Annotated in this window: 17 protein-coding genes; 10 read left to right on the top strand and 7 right to left on the bottom strand. The window is 69.7% G+C overall.

What is annotated here, in order from left to right; all coding sequences use genetic code 11:
- Positions 1–351: 351 nt before the first annotated feature.
- Positions 352–612 carry a VF530 family protein gene (locus ABDJ40_RS16930; RefSeq protein WP_347611545.1) on the top strand — a complete coding sequence of 87 codons (261 nt, stop codon included), beginning with the start codon at positions 352–354 and terminating at the stop codon, positions 610–612.
- 137 nt (positions 613–749) lie between these two features.
- Here the strand turns inward: ABDJ40_RS16930 and ssb are convergent, their stop codons facing one another.
- The gene (gene ssb / locus ABDJ40_RS16925; protein ID WP_347611544.1) at positions 750–1,292 is read right to left on the bottom strand and encodes a single-stranded DNA-binding protein; all 543 of its coding nucleotides are present in this window, start codon (positions 1,290–1,292) and stop codon (positions 750–752) included.
- A gap of 310 nt (positions 1,293–1,602) precedes the next feature.
- On the opposite strand from ssb, the gene ABDJ40_RS16920 reads away from it, so the two are divergent.
- Genes ABDJ40_RS16920 through ABDJ40_RS16910 form a run of 3 tightly spaced genes read left to right on the top strand, consistent with a single transcriptional unit; the run spans position 1,603 to position 4,228 of the window.
- Positions 1,603–2,712 (top strand): sensor histidine kinase, encoded by a 1,110-nt coding sequence (locus tag ABDJ40_RS16920; protein WP_347611543.1) that lies wholly within the window; start codon positions 1,603–1,605, stop codon positions 2,710–2,712.
- Positions 2,709–3,476, top strand: coding sequence for a LytR/AlgR family response regulator transcription factor (locus ABDJ40_RS16915; RefSeq protein ID WP_183105551.1), 768 nt, complete (start codon positions 2,709–2,711; stop codon positions 3,474–3,476). The genes ABDJ40_RS16920 and ABDJ40_RS16915 overlap by 4 nt, the downstream gene beginning before the upstream one ends.
- Entirely contained in the window at positions 3,473–4,228 is a 756-nt protein-coding gene (locus ABDJ40_RS16910; RefSeq protein WP_347611542.1) for a head GIN domain-containing protein, read from the top strand. The genes ABDJ40_RS16915 and ABDJ40_RS16910 overlap by 4 nt, the downstream gene beginning before the upstream one ends.
- A gap of 27 nt (positions 4,229–4,255) precedes the next feature.
- On the opposite strand, the gene ABDJ40_RS16905 is transcribed toward ABDJ40_RS16910, so the two are convergent.
- Positions 4,256–4,771, bottom strand: a complete 516-nt coding sequence (locus tag ABDJ40_RS16905; protein WP_347611541.1) for a cupin domain-containing protein — start codon at positions 4,769–4,771, stop codon at positions 4,256–4,258.
- Positions 4,772–4,932: 161 nt separating this feature from the next.
- Between ABDJ40_RS16905 and recQ the strand changes: the two genes are divergently transcribed.
- Complete coding sequence (gene recQ / locus ABDJ40_RS16900) at positions 4,933–6,828, top strand: DNA helicase RecQ (protein ID WP_347611540.1); 1,896 nt, start codon at positions 4,933–4,935, stop codon at positions 6,826–6,828.
- Here the strand turns inward: recQ and ABDJ40_RS16895 are convergent.
- Together ABDJ40_RS16895 and ABDJ40_RS16890 are read right to left on the bottom strand one after the other, a co-directional pair.
- The gene (locus ABDJ40_RS16895; protein ID WP_269630861.1) at positions 6,789–6,935 is read right to left on the bottom strand and encodes a hypothetical protein; all 147 of its coding nucleotides are present in this window, start codon (positions 6,933–6,935) and stop codon (positions 6,789–6,791) included. The two genes, recQ and ABDJ40_RS16895, sit on opposite strands and share 40 nt — an antisense overlap.
- Positions 6,936–7,208: 273 nt before the next feature.
- Entirely contained in the window at positions 7,209–7,439 is a 231-nt protein-coding gene (locus ABDJ40_RS16890) for a hypothetical protein (protein ID WP_269630860.1), read from the bottom strand.
- A 177-nt stretch (positions 7,440–7,616) separates the two neighbouring features.
- Between ABDJ40_RS16890 and ABDJ40_RS16885 the strand changes: the two genes are divergently transcribed.
- The 3 genes from ABDJ40_RS16885 to ABDJ40_RS16875 all read left to right on the top strand — a co-directional run bounded on the left by ABDJ40_RS16885 (position 7,617) and on the right by ABDJ40_RS16875 (position 10,613).
- Entirely contained in the window at positions 7,617–9,329 is a 1,713-nt protein-coding gene (locus ABDJ40_RS16885) for a DUF885 domain-containing protein (protein WP_347611539.1), read from the top strand.
- Between the two features lie 104 nt (positions 9,330–9,433).
- Complete coding sequence (locus ABDJ40_RS16880) at positions 9,434–10,000, top strand: hypothetical protein (protein WP_347611538.1); 567 nt, start codon at positions 9,434–9,436, stop codon at positions 9,998–10,000.
- A 28-nt stretch (positions 10,001–10,028) separates the two neighbouring features.
- Positions 10,029–10,613 (top strand): hypothetical protein, encoded by a 585-nt coding sequence (locus tag ABDJ40_RS16875; protein ID WP_347611537.1) that lies wholly within the window; start codon positions 10,029–10,031, stop codon positions 10,611–10,613.
- 76 nt (positions 10,614–10,689) lie between these two features.
- Here ABDJ40_RS16875 and ABDJ40_RS16870 read toward each other — a convergent pair whose 3' ends face one another.
- Together ABDJ40_RS16870 and ABDJ40_RS16865 are read right to left on the bottom strand one after the other, a co-directional pair.
- Positions 10,690–12,765, bottom strand: a complete 2,076-nt coding sequence (locus ABDJ40_RS16870; RefSeq protein ID WP_347611536.1) for a S46 family peptidase — start codon at positions 12,763–12,765, stop codon at positions 10,690–10,692.
- A gap of 133 nt (positions 12,766–12,898) precedes the next feature.
- On the bottom strand, positions 12,899–14,362 hold the full coding sequence (locus ABDJ40_RS16865) for a cyanophycinase (RefSeq protein ID WP_269630855.1): 1,464 nt from the start codon (positions 14,360–14,362) through the stop codon (positions 12,899–12,901).
- A gap of 251 nt (positions 14,363–14,613) precedes the next feature.
- On the opposite strand from ABDJ40_RS16865, the gene ABDJ40_RS16860 reads away from it, so the two are divergent.
- Both ABDJ40_RS16860 and ABDJ40_RS16855 read left to right on the top strand, forming a co-directional pair.
- Positions 14,614–15,402, top strand: coding sequence for a TonB-dependent receptor plug domain-containing protein (locus ABDJ40_RS16860; protein WP_347611535.1), 789 nt, complete (start codon positions 14,614–14,616; stop codon positions 15,400–15,402).
- 143 nt (positions 15,403–15,545) lie between these two features.
- Positions 15,546–17,333 carry a TonB-dependent receptor domain-containing protein gene (locus ABDJ40_RS16855; protein ID WP_347611534.1) on the top strand — a complete coding sequence of 596 codons (1,788 nt, stop codon included), beginning with the start codon at positions 15,546–15,548 and terminating at the stop codon, positions 17,331–17,333.
- A 45-nt stretch (positions 17,334–17,378) separates the two neighbouring features.
- Here ABDJ40_RS16855 and ABDJ40_RS16850 read toward each other — a convergent pair whose 3' ends face one another.
- Positions 17,379–18,113 carry a substrate-binding periplasmic protein gene (locus ABDJ40_RS16850; RefSeq protein ID WP_347611533.1) on the bottom strand — a complete coding sequence of 245 codons (735 nt, stop codon included), beginning with the start codon at positions 18,111–18,113 and terminating at the stop codon, positions 17,379–17,381.
- Positions 18,114–18,155 lie beyond the last annotated feature (42 nt).

The following is an 18,155-nucleotide window of genomic DNA, read 5'->3' as shown; positions in this document are numbered from 1 at the left end:
TGCCGGATGCGCACGGGCACCAGCTGCGGCGCCGGCCTCGCCGGCCAGACGGCTGTCAACGAGGCCCGCATGGGGGCCAGCCAGGCAGCCAGCGAGCCTTTCAAGGCGGACAGCGCCGTGCGGGGGCCAGGGGCGGGATGGGATCGGGACATTCGCAGGATCTCCGGGGACAGGAGCCTTGACTGTGCAGGCACCGACTTTTCTGTAAAAGCAGACAAAATCAGGCACTCGCGTAGAAAAAAGCGAAGTAGCCTCCGGCCGTGAACGGGCCGGCACGCCGACCTTGCGGGTGGCTCACCCGCTGCGCCTGGCCGTGGAGCCGGGCCCGCCCAGCGCAGCGACAATCGCGCCATGAGCACCTCCCCGCCCGAGCCCCGGCAACAGCCCCGCAACCCCCTGCACGGCCTGACGCTGGAAGCCATCGTCATTGCGCTGCAGGAGGAGTACGGCTGGGCCGGCCTGGATGAGCGCATCCCGCTGCGCTGCTTCGCCTTCGAGCCCAGCGTCAAGTCCAGCCTGAAGTTCCTGCGCCGCACGCCCTGGGCGCGCGCCAAGGTCGAGAGCCTTTATCTGTTCATGCTGAGGAAACGGGCGAGGCAGGAGCGGGGCTGAGCCCGGCCGCCGCCTGAGCACCCCGGCAGGCAGCCCGCCTGCGTTCTTCGGCTCGCCCCCTTCGCGCGGCCGCCAGTAAAAAGCCCCGAGGGCCTGGGCGCTCGGGGCTGTCGGATCAGGGGCGGGAAGCGGCCCGGTCAGAAGGGGATGTCGTCATCCATGTCATCAAAGCCGGTGGCCGGACGCGGCGCGGGGGCCGGGCGCGGGGCCGGGGCGCGGGGGGCTGCGGCGCGCGGGGCGCGGGCCTCGCCGCCGCCGAAGTCATCACCGCCGCCCTGGGGCGCGCTGCGCTCACGGCTATAGCCACCGCCGCCACCGCCGAAGTCGTCACCGCCGCCGCCGCTGTCACGGCCGCCCAGCAGCTGCATCTGCTCTGCGATGATTTCGGTGGTGTACTGGTCGCGGCCTTCCTTGTCCTGCCACTTGCGGGTCTTCAGGCGGCCTTCCACATAGACGGGGCGGCCCTTCTTCAGGTACTCGCCAGCGATTTCGGCCAGGCGGTCATAGAAGACCACGCGGTGCCATTCGGTTTCTTCCTGGCGCTCGCCGCCTTCGCGGCTCTTCCAGTTGCGGGTGGTCGCCAGGCTGATGTTGCAGACCGCGGCGCCGCTGGGGGTGTAGCGAACCTCGGGATCACGGCCCAGGTTGCCAATGAGGATGACTTTGTTGACGGATGCCATGAAGCGCTCGCGGACAGGAATTCAAACCCCCGATTATGCCGTGCGGCCCGGCCGGGCCCCCGGCCAGGGCTTCCCCGAACCGTCCCCCGAAGACGGGAACGAGCGGCGTGCACGCCGGCCGGGGGCCGCTCGCGGGGCGGCGGCCGGGTCCAGTATCGCGCCCTGGCGGGGCCCGAGCCGCAGCAGGCGGGCAGGACGGCCAGGCCCGAGCGGCCGGCCCAACGCTCCGGGAATCGCACGCCATGCCCGGCTTCCGGCACTTGGTCCCAGCCGGGGCCGGCGGCCGGCGCGGCTTGGCTAGGATGGCGCCATGTCTGCTCCCCGTCTCAGCCCCACGACCGCCCGGCCCTCCTCGCGCCGGCTGTGGCTGGGCTATGCCGGGGTGTGCACGCTCACCTGGGGCCTGTTCGTGCTGGCCGGCACCGAGTTCCAGAGCGGCCCCTGGAAGATCTGGGAAGCCCTGCTGCAGTCGACGATGACGCTGTGGGCACCCATGCTGCTGGGCACGGCGGTCCACCCCTGGATGGGCTGGATCAGCCGGCGCAGCCGCCCCTTCTGGCAGCTGGCCCTGCTGCATGCCGGCGCGGCCCTGCTCTTCAGCGGGGTCTGGCTGGTGCTGGACTACCAGCTCACGCAGGCCCTCTTCGGCACCGAGCATGCCGACGCCATGCTGGCCCAGTACATCCTCTGGCGCGCCATCTGGGGCCTGATCGCCTACGCGGCCCTGGCCACCGGCTTCGGCGCGGTCTTCAGCGCGCAGCGGGCCCGCTCGCTGGCCATTGCGGCGGCACAGGCGGAGTCCGCGCTGGCGCGCGCCGAGCTGTCCGTCATCAGCGGCAAGCTGAACCCGCACTTCCTCTTCAACACCCTCAACTCCCTCATTGCCCTGACCCGCAAGGACGCCCGCGCGGCCGAGCAGGCCCTGCTGCGCTTCTCGGGCATGCTGCGCTACGTGCTGGACAGCAAGCGCAGTGCCACCGACCGGGTCGGCCTGCAGCAGGAGCTGGACTTCGTGCGCGACTACCTCGCCCTGGAGGCCCTGCGCCTGGGCGCCCGGCTGCGGGTGACATGGACCCTGGACGACGCCGTGCTGCAGGACGAAGTGCCGCCCCTGACCCTGCAGCCCCTGGTGGAGAACTGCATCGTGCACGGCATCGCGCCGCGGGTGCAGGGCGGCACCATCCAGATCAGCGCCCAGCGCGATGCCCTCAACGGCGGCCTCAACCTGTGTGTGCAGGACGATGGGGAAGGCTGCGACCCCGCCCAGCTGGAGGCCGAGCGGCCCGGCCGCAGCGGCATCGGCCTGGGCGCCCTGCGGCGGCGCTTTGCCCTGGACTACGACGGCCGCGCGCGCCTGCGCGTCCACACCCAGCCCGGCGCGGGCTTTCGCGTCGACCTCTGGATTCCGCAAGAAGCATGAACTCCCCCCGCATACGCACCCTGATCGCCGAGGACGAGCCCCTGGCCGCCGAGGCCCTGGCAGAGTGGGTCCAGGCCCTGCCCCAGCTGGAGCTGGTGGCCCAGTGCAGCGACGGACCTGCGGCGCTGGAGGCCATCCAGCGCCTGCAGCCGGGCCTCGTCTTCATGGACATCCAGATGCCCGGCATGACCGGCCTGCAGGTCCTGCGCGCCCTGGGCGAGGCGGGCATGAGCCAGAGCCCCGCGGTGATCTTCACCACCGCCTACGACGAGCACGCCCTGGCCGCCTTCGAGCTGCATGCGGTGGACTACCTGCTCAAGCCCTTCTCGCAGGAGCGCTTCGACGAGGCCGTGCAGCACGCGCTGCAGACCGTAGGCCACCTGCAGCAGTGGCAGGGCGCGCTGGAGACCGCGGCCCTGCCTGGCGCCGAACTGGAGCCGCTGACCCGCATCCTGGTGCGTGACCAGGGCAAGATCTTCCCGCTGCAGGTCGAGGCCATCGAGTACCTGCGCTCCGACACCAAGTACACCGCCGTGGCCAGCCGCGGGCGCCAGTTCCTGGTGCGCCTGCCCATCACCGCCTTCGAGCAGCGCCTGGACCCGCTGCGCTTCCTGAAGCTGCAGCGCAGCTGCATCGTCAACCTCGACTTCGTCGAGTCCATGAGTCCGGACGAGAACTCCCAGCTGGTGGTCCAGATGCGCGATGGCACGCGCTTCACGGCCAGCCGCGAGGTCTCCAAGCGTTTGCGTGAGCAGTCGATATGAACGCCTCCACTCCCTCCCCCTCCCTGCCCTCGCGGCTGGCCCGCGGCCTGGCCGTGGCCCTGACCTCGGCCCTGGCCTTGCTGCCCTTCGCGGCCCGGGCCCAGGAGCCCGAAGGCCGGGTCTATGCCCCCGGTCCCTTCGACCGCCTGGAAATCGCCGGATCCGCCCAGCTGCGCCTGGTTCAGGGGCCGCGGGACCAGGTCTTCATCGCGGGCGATGCCGAGCTGCAGAAGGACATCAGCGTCGAGCTCCAGCACGACAAGCTGCTGATCCGCCCCTCGGGCAGCTGGAAGTTCTGGAACAGCCAGCGCCTGCAGGTGGACGTGAGCATGCGCCAGCTGCGCCAGCTGGTCATCTCGGGTGCCGCGGACCTGCGCGCCGCCGATGCGGTGCGCGTGCAGCGCCTGGCCATCCACATCTCCGGGGCCGGCCAGGTGCGCTTCGATGACCTGGTGGCCGAGCAGCTGAGCTTCGGCATCTCCGGCTCGGGCGAGGGCCTGCTCAAGGGGCAGGTGCAGGACCTGAACCTGCAGATCACCGGCAAGGGCAAGCTGCTGGCCGAGCAGCTGCGCGCGGACCAGGCCACCGTGGCCATCAGCGGCATCGGTCAGGCCAATCTGTGGGTGACGGACGAGCTCCGCGTGAGCGTGTCCGGCATCGGCACGGTCGAGTACTGGGGCGCGCCCGAGGTGAAGCGCCGCACCAGCGGCCTGGCGCGCGTCAATGCGCTGGGGGAGAAGCCGCCGCGCTGAACGCGGGGCTGTCCTGGAGGGCGAGGATCAGGGCTCGCCGTCCCAGTAGTCCAGGCCCGCGTCGCGGCGCTGGAGGAAGGCGGGGCCCTTGTTGGAGAAGACGCCGATCTTGTCGGAGTCCGGGTACTCGCAGACCTCCGGCCGCTCCTGCGTGCTGATGGAGAGGTAGCTCAGGTCCGCCTGCGAGGTGTTGATCAGGTGATGGGGGTAGTCCGGCCCGCAGGGGATGAAGATCACGTCGCCCGCCTTCACCGGCAGCTGCTCGCCCGCCACGCGCAGGGTGCCCTCGCCGGCGAGGATGATGAACATCTCCTCCTGCGTGTGGTGGAAGTGATAGGGGCAGCTCTGCTTGCCGGGCGGGACGGTGTCGATGCCGCAGCCCAGCTTGCGCGCCAGGGTGCCGTCGGACACGCCGGCCACGCGGCTTTCATAGAGCGGTGAGCGCTGGAACAGCTCGCGCGGCACCTCCTGGTGGTTGCGGATCAGCTTGCGGCGCAGCTCGGCGGCGCGGTCGTTGGAAGCATCAGGGACAGTCTCGCTCATGGCAGGCTCCAGGCTGGCATCCGGCCCATCTTACGCAGACCGGCAGTCCGTCCAGGCCCAGGACAAGGCCATGGAAGGCCCATATTTCCTGCGCATCTCGGCGGCTCCTCCGGCTTGCGGAAATGCCCCCAGGACGAAGCGCGTACCATTGCGCGCTTGCCATGCCTGCTCCCGACCCGTCCTCCCTTCCCTTGACCCTCCTGCAGGAGGTCTTCGGCTACAGCGCCTTCCGTGGCGAGCAGGCCGCCATCGTCGAGCATGTCTGCGCGGGCGGTGACGCCCTGGTGCTCATGCCCACGGGCGGCGGCAAGAGCCTGTGCTACCAGGTCCCGGCCATCGCCCGGCACCGGCGGGGGCAGGGCGTGGCCATCGTGGTGAGCCCGCTGATCGCGCTGATGCACGACCAGGTCGGCGCCCTCGAAGAAGCCGGCGTGCACGCCGCCTTCCTCAACTCCAGCCTCAGCAGCGAAGAGGCCCAGCAGGTCGAGCGCGAGCTGATGAGCGGCCGCCTGACCCTGCTCTACGCCGCGCCCGAGCGCATCACCACGCCGCGCTTCCTGGCCCAGCTCACCCATCTGCACGAGAAGGGCCTGCTGAGCCTCTTCGCCATCGACGAGGCGCATTGCGTGAGCCAGTGGGGCCACGACTTCCGCAGCGAGTACCTGGCGCTGTCGACCCTGCACGAGCGCTTCCCCGAGGTGCCGCGCATCGCGCTGACCGCCACCGCGGACGACGTCACCCGGGCCGACATCATCGAGCGCCTGGCCCTGCAGGACGCGCGGATCTTCGTCTCCAGCTTCGACCGGCCCAACATCCGCTACGCCATCGTCGAGAAGGAGAAGCCGCGCGAGCAGCTGCTGCGTTTCATCCAGGACGAGCACGAGGACGAAGCCGGCATCGTCTACTGCCAGAGCCGCAAGAAGGTCGAGGAGACCGCCACCTGGCTGGAGAGCGAGGGCATCCGCGCCCTGCCCTACCACGCCGGGCTGGACGCCGAGCTGCGCATGCGCCACCAGGACCGCTTCCTGCGCGAGGAAGGCCTGGTGATGGTGGCCACCATCGCCTTCGGCATGGGCATCGACAAGCCCGACGTCCGCTTCGTGGCCCACCTGGACCTGCCCAAGAACATCGAGGCCTACTACCAGGAGACCGGCCGCGCCGGCCGCGACGGTCTGCCCGCCGAGGCCTGGATGGCCTATGGCCTGGCCGATGTGGTGAACCAGCGCCGCATGATCGACGAAAGCCCGGCCGGCGAGGAATTCAAGAAGATCCAGCGCGGCAAACTCGACGCCCTGCTGGCTCTGGCCGAGGCCACCGACTGCCGCCGCGTGCGCCTGCTGGCCTATTTCGACGAGACCTACCGCGGCGCCGACGGCCGCCCCCTGCAGCACTGCGGCCACTGCGACAACTGCCTCAACCCGCCCGCCACCTGGGACGGCACCGAGGCGGCGCGCAAGCTGCTGTCCTGCATCTACCGCTTCCACCAGAACGGCGGCCAGCGCTTCGGCGCCGGCCACCTGATCGACGTCCTGCGCGGCAAGATGAGCGACAAGGTCGCCCAGTACGGCCACCAGCACCTGAGCACCTGGGGCATCGGCGCTGACCTGAGCGAGGCCCAGTGGCGCGGCGTGCTGCGCCAGCTCGTCGCCCTGGGCCATGTGTTCGCCGAGGGCGAGTACAGCACCCTGGCCCTGGCTGAGAGCGCGCGCAGCGTGCTGCGCGGCGAGGTGAGCATCCGCCTGCGGGTGGCCACCCAGGCCCCGAAGCGGGGCAAGGTCAGCCGCAGCGGCGCGAGGGCCGGCCAGGTCGGCAAGGGCGCCCCGGTGGACCTGGACGCCGCCGCCCTGGCCCGCTTCGAGCAGCTCAAGGCCTGGCGCGCCGAGGTGGCTCGCGAGCATGGCCTGCCCGCCTACGTGATCTTCCAGAACGTGACCCTGGCCGAGATGGCCCGCCAGCTGCCGCAGACCCTGACCGAGCTCGGCCAGATCAGCGGCGTGGGCGCCAAGAAGCTCGAGGCTTACGGGCGCGAGATCCTCAGGGTGCTGGACGTTTCCTGATCCTGCACCCAGGCCTTGATCGCCCGGCCGCAGTCGGCCCCGAACAGGTAGCCCTGGTAAGCCATGACGGCGCACAGGACGATGCGGACGACGGTGTTGCTGGACATGAAGGGCTCCTTTCTTCGGTCGGTAGACGGATGCCGTGCATCCATGGACTGAAGAATGCCGGGCTGGGCCGGCGCCGTCGCAGGGGCTGCGGCGAATGGCGGGATGGGGGGATGAATGGCGTCCGGACGGAGGCAGAGCAGGCCGGCGGAGTCCGGCAGACCGGGTCAGACCTGACAAGACCTGACACCTCGCGGCAAGTCCCGGCCAGAAAAGCAAAAGCCCGGCCGAAGCCGGGCTGTCGAGGGATGGCAATCAGCGCAGGGCTGAGCCGTTCATGACACGCTGGAGTCAGCGCGGCGGCCGTTGATCACGACCTGGGGCAGTTGCTGGATCTGGGCGACCTGCTCGGCGCGCTTGCCCTGGATGACCACGGGCTCGAGCTTGACGATCTGGCTGCGGAACTCGGCGGCACGGTCGACCTGCACGCGAACCCCGGTGAACAGGGCGGCGGTGGCGGCGATGCCGATGGCGAAAGCGATGTAGCTGGTAGAGCGGGTGGTCATGGTGGAACTCCTTGCGTTGATTGATCCGGTGACTGAAGTTTCGTCAATAGGGGGCCACCCCGAAACCTCCGCGCGATGAAGACGCAGCCGGCACGCTTGAACTGCATCCAGCCGCGATGAACGAACGGCAGGGGGCCTGGGCGGCTGGCAAGATGCGGCCTGCATCCGGACCTCCCCATGACCTCTGACACCACCTCCAGCCCCGCCCACGCCTTGCAAGCCCTGCTCGACGCCACCTGGGCCCGCGACATGGCCGCCGACCCGCTGCTGGCCACCTATGTGGGCGAGACGGCCCACAACGCCGCCTGGCCCGACCTCAGCCCCGCCGCCCGCGCCGCCCGCCAGGCGGCCGACCGCGACGCCCTGGCCGCCCTGCAGGCCATCCCGCGCGAGGGCCTGCCCGAGCAGGAGGCACTGACCCATGCGCTCTTCGAGCGAGAGCTGCAGGGCCGCATCCAGCTGCAGGACTTCTTCCACGAGGCCTATGCCATCACGGCGCGCGAGGGTCCGCAAAGCCTCAACGAGCTGGCCGAGCTGATGCCCCTGGACAGCCCCGCCGACCTGCGGGTGTGGCTGCAGCGCCTGCGGGGCCTGCCGGCCTACCTGGCGCAGTTTCAGGCGCTGCTGACCGAGGCCGTGAGCCGCGGCCACACGCAGCCCCGCTTCCTGATGGAACGCGTGCTGACCCCGCTGGACGCCCAGCTGGTGGACGAGCCCGCCGCCAGCCCCTTCTTCAGCGCCTTTCGCGCACTGCCGGACGCCTGGCCCGACACCCCGGCCCTGCGCGAGGAGGCCCTGGCCCTGATCCGCGAGCAGATCGTGCCGGCTTACCGGCGCTTCCGTGCCTTCTTCGTCGATCTCTACCTGAGCGCCTGCCGCGAGAGCCACGGCATCTGGGACACCCCCCAGGGCGAGGCCTACTACGCCAACCGCATCGCCCACCACACCAGCACCGCGCTGAGCGCCGAGGACATCCACCAGATCGGCCTGGCCGAGGTGGCACGCATCCAGGGCGAGATGCAGGCGGTGATGGCGTCGCTGGACTTCGGGGGCAGCCTGCAGGACTTCTTCGAGTGGCTGCGCACGGACCCGCGCTTCTACGCGCCGGACGCCGACTCCCTCTTCGCCGCCTACGTGCTGGCCTGCAAGCGCATCGACCCCGAGCTGCCCAAGCTCTTCGGCACGCTGCCGCGCACCCCCTATGGCGTGCGGCCCATCCCGGACACCAGCGCGCCCAACACCACGGCGGCCTATTACTCCGGGCCCTCGGAGGACGGACGCCGCGCCGGCTACTACTACGTCAACCTCTACCGCCCGGAGATGCGCCCGCTGTACGAGGTGGAGGTGCTGACCACGCACGAGGCGGTGCCCGGCCACCACCTGCAGATCGCGCTGGCCCAGGAGCAGGGCACGCTCCCGAAGTTCCGGCGATTCGCGGCCTACAACGGCTACCTGGAGGGCTGGGCGCTCTATGCCGAGCGCCTGGGCTACGAGCTGGGCCTCTACCGCGACCCCTTCTCGCACTTTGGCCAGCTGACCTACGACATGTGGCGGGCCGTGCGCCTGGTGGTGGACACCGGCATCCATGCGATGCGCTGGACGCGCGAGGAGGCGATCGCCTACTTCCGCGCCCATGCGGCCAAGACCGAGGTCGACATCGTCAACGAGATCGACCGCTACATCGGCTGGCCCGCCCAGGCCCTGTCCTACAAGATCGGCCAGCTCCACATGCTGGCCCTGCGCAGCCGCGCCGAGCAGACCCTGGGCGATCGCTTCGACCTGCGGGCCTTCCACGACGCCGTGCTGGCAGGCGGGGCGGTGCCGCTGGACATGCTGGAGCGGCGGATCGACGCGTGGATCGGCTCTGTCGCCGTGGCCCGCCCGGGCTGAGGCCTGACGGCCTGGAGGCGGCGCAAGGGCGCGCAAGCCCTGGCAGGCGCCGGTGACAAAGGCGGTTATCCTTCGCAGCCCAAAAAACTGTAGAGGAGGATCTCATGATCACCATCCAACGGCGCGTCGGCGCCCTGGCCGCAGCTGCGGGCCTGGCCCTGCTGACGGCCTGCACCACGCCGGCCCCTGTGTACACCGCATCGGTCGAGAATGCGGAGAGCCTGAAGAAGCTGGCCGCCACGTCCGTGGGCGAATTCCAGCTGGCCATGACCGGCAGCGGCGCCACCTCCATCAGCCTGCGCGCCGACAGCATGGTGTCGCCCGTCGGCGGCAACTACGCAGCCTACCTGGCAGAAGCGCTGCGTGCCGAGCTGTCCCTGGCCGGCAAGCTGGACCCCAAGTCGCCCTTCGAGATTACCGGCGCCCTGCTGAAGAACGACATCGCCGCGGGCGGCTTCTCGACCAACTCCGGCGAGATCGAAGCCCGCTTCGTGCTCAAGCGTGACGGCCAGGAGCGCTACAGCGCCGTGAAGCGCGCACAGGCTCAATGGGAATCGTCCTTTGCCGGTGCCATTGCCATCCCCAAGGCCCGCAACCAGTACCCGCTGCTGGTCCAGCAACTGCTGAAGGACCTGCTGGCCGACCCGGAATTCGTCAAGGCCCTGCGCTGATCTGCCACTCCAGACCCTGCATCTATCCATGAAACGTCTTGCTCTGTATCTCGTCTCGCTGTTCCTGGTGGTGATGGCCACCGGCTGCGCCCATCCCATCAGCCTCACGCCCAATGTGTCGGCCGCCCTGGAACAGGTCAAGGTCGAGAAGATCCCGAAGAAGGTCGGCTACTACATCAGCCCGGAAGACCGCGCCCGTGAAGTCACCACCCCCGGCGGTGGCGGCGACAAGGTGAGCTACCTGCCCTACCGCGACCTGGAGACCGGCCTGTACGTGGTGCTGGGCCAGTCCTTCTCGGATGTCAGCCGCATCGAGACGCTGGGCAGCCCCAAGGCAGCCGAGCAGCAGTTCATCATCAAGCCCACGATCACCACGACCTCGTACTCCGACAGCCTGGTCACCTGGCCGCCCACGGTCTTCACCGTCCAGCTCACGCTGGCCGTCGAGGACAGCACGGGCAAGCCGGTCACCCAGATCTCGGCACAGGGCGAAGGCCGTGCGGAGTTCAGCGAGTTCAAGGGCGACTTCTCCCTGGCGGCGCGGCGCGCCACCGAGAACATGCTGGTGAAGCTCAAGGCGGCCATCGCCGCAGCAGCCGACAAACTGCGCTGAGCACCGCTTCAGCGGCCCCGCATGACAAGGCCCGCCATCTGGCGGGCCTTTTTCATGGTGGACGCCGGGCGGCGCCTTACTGCCCCCGCAGCTCCTTCGCCACCTGCGGCGCGCCGTAGACCTTCTCCAGGGCCTGCAGGATGGCGCGCACGTCCACCGAGGTGGCGCGGTTCTGGCGCTCGTCGTAGAGGAAGCGGCCGCCCAGGCTGTCGAGGTTGCCGTCGAAGATCAGGCCCACCAGCTCGCCGTCCTTGTTGACGATGGGCGAGCCGGAGTTGCCGCCGATGATGTCGTTGGTGGAGACGAAGTTCATGGGCACGCTCATGTCGAGCTTGTCGCGGGCGGCGGCCACCTTGGGCGCCACCTTGAAGGGCGGCACGTTGTCGAAGGCGTCGGCGCGGGCGAAGAGACCGCCGAAGACCGTCTTGTAGGGCAGGCGGTAGCCGTCGCTCTCATAGCCGGCCAGGCGGCCGTAGCTGAGGCGCAGGGTGCCGGTGGCGTCCGGCGGCACGCTCTTGCCCATCAGCTCGAAGCGGGCGCGGCCCAGCTGCTCGGCGGCGCGCTTGAGGGGCTCGTCCACCTCGCGCTCCATGCGGCGGGAGAGCTCGCGCTGCAGCGGGTACAGGCTGCGGGCCAGCACGATGGCCGGGTCGGTCGAGGCTTCGATGGCCGCAGCGCCGCCTTCCAGCAGGCGCACGCGCTCGGCGCGCTCGTCCAGGCGGCTGCCCTGGATCAGAGCCTGAGCCGCCGCGGCCGGCGCCTGCGAGCCCAGGGTCGCCTTCACGAAAGCATGGTCCTTGCCCAGGGCCTGCAGGGCACGCTCCAGCTGCAGCGTGTAGCGGGCCTGCTCCAGGTCCTTGTAGGTGGGTACGTCGGCGCGCACGCGGCGCTCGGCGGCGGCCAGGCCATTGGCCGAGTAGCCGCGCATGCGCTCGCCCTCGGGCAGGGCGCGCTCCTTGGTGATCTCGACCAGGGTCAAGGCCGTGCCCAGCAGGCTGTTGAAGCCCGCATTGGCATAGGCGGCCTCGCGGGCCAGCGCGACCTGGCGGCGCGTGGCGGACTCGACCTGCGCCCAGGGATCGTCCTTGCGACCCAGCTTGGCGTAGCCGGCGCGGAACTGCGCTTCCTCCTGGCGCTTGCGCTCGAAGTTGGCGGCGTCCTGCAGCGACTTGAGCTGGCCGGTATTGGCCTTCAGCGTGTTCTCGATGCCGGCCACCAGGGCGTGGGCGCGCCGGGCACTCTCGGGCGACTGGGCCCCGTAGGCCGCCAGCATCTTCAGCTGGGCCTTGGCGCCGTCCAGGGCCAGGGGCAGCAGCACGTCGCGCTTGGCCTGCAGCTGGGCCACGGTGTTGAGGCGGTCGGTGTTGCCCGGGTGGCCGATCACGAAGACGGGATCGCCCTCCTTGGGCGCCTGGCTCGCCAGCTTGAGGTAGTGCTCGGGCTGCACCGGCTTGCCGTTCTCGTAGACGCGCAGCAGGCTGAAGTCCAGGGCGAAGCGGGGGAAGTTGAAGTTGTCCGGGTCGCCGCCGAAGTCGGACGCATGGCCTTCGGGCGCCACGACCAGGCGCACGTCCTGCCATTCCTTGTAGCGGTAGAGGTGGTAGATCGCGCCGCTGTAGAGCGTGACCACATCGCACTTCATGCCGGTGCTGGCCTTGCAGTCCCCCTCCAGGGTGGCGATGGCGGCCTTGCGGGCGGCGGCGGCCTCGGCATCGCTCATGCCCGGCTTGGCGGCGCCGGTGACGACGGCGGTGACGTCCTCCCAGGACATCAGCACGCGGGCGTCCGCGCCCGGGCACTGCAGCTCCTGCTCGCGGCTGGCGGCCACGAAGCCGTTGGCGATCAGGTCACGCTCGGCCGTGGACAGGCGGGCGATGCAGCCCCGCGCCACGTGGTGGTTGGTCAGCAGCAGACCGTCCTTGGAGACGAAGGAGGCCGAGGCCCCGAAGCGCACGGCGGACTTGCGCACATGCTCCAGCCAGGCGGGGCTCAGGGTGATCCCATAGCGCTGCTGGATCAGCGTCAGCGGGGCGTTGTCGAAGGTCCACATGCCTTCGTCGGCCCGGGCCGGACCGGCCAGGCTGAACAGGCCGGCCAGCCCGAGGGCGGCGGCAAGCGAGGCGCTGAGGAAGGAGGGGCAGGTCTTGCGCATGGTCAGTCTCGGTCAGCAGCAAAGCTGCCGAGTGTGCGCCGCCAGCCCCCTGGCACGCCAGGCTCAGGCGACGAGCGACGGTTTGAGCGCCTTCAAGCCCGGACGGCCCGAGCGGCCCCGCAGGCGCCGCGCCTCACTGGCTGGTGGGCGGTTGCTCGGGCTGGACGTTGTTGCGGTTGGCACCATTCCAGGTGCCGTACAGCGGATGGGGCATGTGCACCGGCGTGATGTCCAGGTACAGGCCCAGCACCGTGTAGTCCTCGGGACCCAGCTCGTCGGTGCTCCAGCCCAGGCTGCCCTTGCCCTTGTAGAGGCGGAAGAGGAAGCCCAGCTCGGCCAGCGGATCGCCGGCCTTGGGGATCACGTCGAAGGCCAGGCCGCGCACTTCGGACTTGTTGCTGTCGATCAGGTAGGCCATGGCATTGGCGATGGTCTGGTCGCCCAGCATGTCGAGGTGGAAGAGGTCTTCGGTGTAGTAGGGCTTGTAGTCGGGGGCGTAGGGGTCCAGCTTCTGGCCGCGCAGCTTGACGGCGGTGGGCGTGGTGATGCGGGTGCGGGTGTTGAAGCGGTCGCCGTGGTCCAGGTAGGTGAGGCGGGCATTGGTGACGTTGAAGGCGCCCAGGGTGGGATCGGTCTTGACCTCGCTGAGGTCCACGATCATGGCACCGCGGCCACCGATGATCTCGATCTCGTCACCGCGGATCACGGCCGCGCTGTTCTCCTCCACGCCCAGGCCCAGCTTGTAGCCCTTGGCCATCATCAGCGGGATCATGCGGCCGAAGCGGCCACGCTTGAGGAAGTGCTGGTCCACGAAGAGCTCGGGGCCCACGAAGCCCAGGCCGCGGTCGACCTGCTTGCCCTCGGTCCACTTGCCTTTCATGATGTTGATGACGCTGGGCGCGTCGCGGAACATCACCGAGCTCATGATGGCCGCGCCCGCCGAGGTGCCGGCCACGACGCCGCCCTTGCGGTAGACCTCCCAGATGGCCTCCAGCATGGGCGTCACGTTGCCGCCGGGCATCAGCACGTCGACGATGCGCTCCTGAGAGCCGCCGGTGAAGAACACGCCCTTGGAGGCCTTGACCTTGGCGATCAGCGCGGGGTCCCGCACCACCTTGTTCAGGTCCACCCAGCTGAACTTGGGCGCCACCGGCAGGGCCTCGGCCACGGCGCCGCGGCGCTGCAGCAGCTCCACGGCCTGCTTGGCGCTGGCCTCGGGGTCTTCCGAGGCCGTGCCGAAGACGACGAAGCGCGCGCCCTTGCCGCCGGCCAGCTGCACGATGCGGCCCCAGACCTCCTCGTTGTCCGACTTCAGCGCACCGCCGATGGGAATGGCATAGCCCTTGATCGGCAGGTCCGGCCCGGCCGGGGCGGCACTGGCCGCGGGCGCCGGCGCGGGCGGCTTGGGCGGGTTCGCGCGGCCCAGGCCCGGGATGATGGTCCAGATGCCGCTGGCGGGTGGCGGCGTGCTGCTGGTGGGCGTGGCGCTGGATTTCTTGTCGTTGCCGGCGGCCTGCGCAGACGGCGCACAGGCCAGCATCATCAAGGCCAGGAGCGCCGGCAGGGCAGGCAGAAAGGTCTTCTTCAGGACGGTCATGGCAGAGGCGTGTCGAGACGTCGGAACAGCAGGGTGTCAGTATGCGGGCCGGCCGCGGGCGATCCGTTCGCAAGTCGCACAGCCTTTACCTCAGACGGGGGACAGGCGTTGTGCGCGATGCACAAATGTCGCCGGACAGGATTCACGGGCCTGTCATCGGGGTGCCATCATGCCTCAGCCCGTCAGCAGCCGTACAGGCAAGACCTGACCCTCGCGCCCCGCGAAGGCGCCCTTCGTCACCAGGGAGTTCCATGAGCATGATCCGCACGCCCCGATTTGCGTCCCGCGCCACCGCGCAGGCCGTGCTGCTGTGCCTGGCCAGCGCGCCGGCCTGGGCCCAGCAGCCGCCCGTCGACGCCCAGCTGCAGAAGGTGGAGGTCACCGGCTCGGCCATCAAGCGCCAGGAGTCCGAGACCGCCCTGCCCGTGCAGGTGCTGACCCGCCAGGACATCGTCAAGCAGGGTCTCACCACCGCCGCCGAGATCGTGGCGCGCCTGAGCGCCAGCACCAACAACCTGACCGATGGCGGCAGCGTGGCCTACGGCGGCTTCCGTGACCAGATGGGCATGAACGGCGCCAACCTGCGCGGCATCGGCGTGTCCTCGACCCTGGTGCTGCTCAACGGCCGGCGCATGGCCAACTTCGCCTCGCCGGGTGACGCCGCCGGTGTGGACCTCAACAACATCCCGGCCGCCGCCATCCAGCGCGTGGAGATCCTGCTGGACGGCGCCTCGGCGCTCTACGGCAGCGACGCCATCGGCGGCGTGATCAACTTCATCACCCGCAAGGACTACCAGGGCATCGAGCTCAACGCCAGCGCCGGCAACAGCAGCGAGGGCGGCGGCGGCAAGCGCACGGCCTCCATCGCGGGCGGCTTCGGAGACCTGACGCGCGACGGCTTCAACGTCTTCGCGGTGCTGGACCTGCAGAAGACCTCTCCGCTCAACGCCAGCCAGCGCAAGTTCATCGATGAACTCGAGATCCCCAAGAACCTGCCGGACCTGCTCTCCAGCGCGAGCTTCCCGGGAAACTGGTCCTGAGCCGCAGCCAGCGCGACATCCTCATCGACGACGGCTTCTCCACCAACGGCAAGACCGTCATCAGCACGCGGACCATCAACCCGGCGGCGGCCACGGGCTGCAATGCGCCGGCCTCGCTGTATCTGCCGGCCGGCATCGGCGGCGTGGATGGCTGCACCTACGACTACATGCGGGACATCGAGCTCTATCCGAAGTCCAGCAAGACCAACCTCTTCACGCGCGGGGTGGCAGACCTGGGCCAGGGCCACCAGTTCTTCGCCGAGGCCTCCCTGAGCCGCTCACGCACGCTGTACTCGGGCACGCCCAATCGCGTCAACGCCGACATGGACGTCTCCAAGGTCGCCGCCCTGTCCAAGACCAGCCTGACCACGCTGGACGCTGCCGACGAAGACCGCATCATCACCGTGCGCACCCGCCTGATCGAGGCCGGCCTGCGCACCAGCGAGCTGGTCTCCACCGGCCAGCGCCTCGTGGCCGGCATGAACGGCACGCTGAAGGGCTGGGACTACGAGTTCGCGCTCAACCACAGCCGCAACAAGGTATCCGACCGCGACTACCAGGGCTACCTGAACGAGCAGATGATCCTGGACGGATTTGCTGCCGGCACGCTGAATCCCTTCGGGCCGTCCGGTGCCGAAGGCCTGGCGCTCTACGAGAAGGCCCAGATTCGCGGTGAAGTCCGCAACGCCACCGGCACGATGAGCAGCCTCGACTTCAAGGCCTCCAGCGCCCTCGCCAAGCTGGAAGGCGGCGACCTGGCCCTGGCCGTCGGCGGCGAGCTGCGCCGCGAACGGCAGAACTACCATCAGTCGGAGGCCCTGGCGCAGGACCTGATCCTGGGTGAGACCTCACAGGGCCCGGATGCCGACTTCGGCCAGTCGCGCCGCGTGGCGGGCCTCTACGCCGAACTGAGCGCGCCGGTCACGAAGGCGTTGGAGCTGCAGGCCGCCGTGCGCTACGAGCACTACCAGCGCACCGGCAGCGCCGTGAGCCCCAAGCTGGGCCTGAAGTACACGGCGGACAAGTCCCTGCTGCTGCGTGCCTCGGTGGGCTCGGGCTTCCGTGCCCCCAGCCTGACCGACCTGTACCGCCCCGTGACCGAAGGCAGCTCCGCCACGGTGGTGGATCCGGTGTGCCTGGCCGCCGACCCCGACGCCACCGCCACGGACTGCGCAGACCTCTGGGTCACGCGCAACTTCAGCAACCCGAAGCTGAAGCCCGAGAAGTCCAGCCAATTCAGCTTCGGCGCCGTCTTCGAGCCCCGCCAGGGCGTGAACCTGAGCGTCGACTACTGGAACATCAAGAAGCGCGACCTGATCAGCACCCTGGGCGTGGACGTGATCCTTGCCGACCTCGCCAAGTACGGCAGCCTGGTCCATCGTGACGAGGACAACGTCATCGACCACATCGACCTGGTCAAGGAGAACCGCGGCGGCCAGAAGATTCCCGGCCTGGACTTCAGCGCCTCGCTGAGCGGGCTCAAGAGCGCCGTGGGCACCTTCGGCCTGCGCCTCAACGGCACGCTAACGCTGAACTCCAAGCAGCAGACCGGCAACGGCGACCCCTACGTCAGCAACCTCGGCCACTTCATCAACGACGGCGTGGTGCAGCGCTGGCGGCACACGGTCAGCGCCGACTGGGAGCTGGGCGACTGGAGCGCCACGCTGTCCAACAGCTACCTCTCCAGCTACACCGACCACTCGATCCTGAGCAAGCCCGACCGCACGGTGAAGGCCTACTCGCTGTGGGATCTGACCGGTGCATGGAACGCCACCCCGAACCTGACGCTGCGCGCCGGCATCAAGAACCTGCTCAACACCGCGCCGCCCTTCTCGCAGCAGGCCTGGTTCTTCCTCTCCGGCTACGACCCCAGCTACACCGACCCGCGCGGCCGGTTCGTGTATGCCAGCCTGCAGTACCGTTTCAAGTGAGCCGTTTCAAGTGAGCCAGCCGTTTCAATCAAGTGAGGCGGGCGTTCAGCGGTAGCGCTGGAGCATGCGCTCCAGGCTGCCGTCGCTGACGATCTCGCCCAGGGCCTGGTTGAGGGCCGCCAGCCGGACGCTGCTGCGCGGTGACAGCGCGCACTGGGTCTGGTAGCTGCTCACGGGCAGCGGTGCATGCAGCGGCACGGTGAAGCTGCCGATGCGCTGCTGGTACTGCAGGAAGCGCTGGGACACGGCGGCATGGTCCACGCGCCCCAGGGCCAGCATGCGCAGGCTGGCATCGGCATTGGGTGCATCCTCGCGCCAGTTCGCGGCGCCCATCCGGGCCTGCAGCTCCGGGTAGGCATAGCCCCGCACCGTCCCCACGCGCTGGCCGGCCAGCGCCGCCAGCGAAGCCGGCGCCTCGCGTTCGCGACGCGTGACCACCCAGTAGGCGCCGGGCAGGAAAGGCCGGCTCCAGGCGAAGGGGCCCGGCAGCCAGGCCGGCAGGTAGTCGCACAGCAGGTCGGCCTCTCCCGAGGCCAGGGCCTGTGCCACGCGACGGCGCGGCAACACCAGGAAGCGCGGCTCGCGGCCCAGGCGCTCGCCCAGCAATTGGGCGAGGTCATGGCTGATGCCCTCCTGCACCTGTCCCCGTTCGATGCGGGCGCTGGGCATCTCCTCGCTGTGATCCACCAGCATCACCAGCGGCGCGGCAGCCCGCGCCGCCGGGCTCAGGGCGAGCGCGGCGCAGCAGAGGCTCAGGTGAAAAAGGCTCGCTCGGGGCATGGCGGGATCATGCCCGACTCATGCCCCGAGGGCCGGCCGGGC

The organism is Roseateles flavus (genome assembly GCF_039872765.1).
GTDB classification, from domain to species: Bacteria; Pseudomonadota; Gammaproteobacteria; order Burkholderiales; family Burkholderiaceae_C; genus Roseateles_B; species Roseateles_B flavus.
Note: the sequence above shows the minus strand (reverse complement) of the source record. Positions and strands in the feature narration are given on the sequence as shown.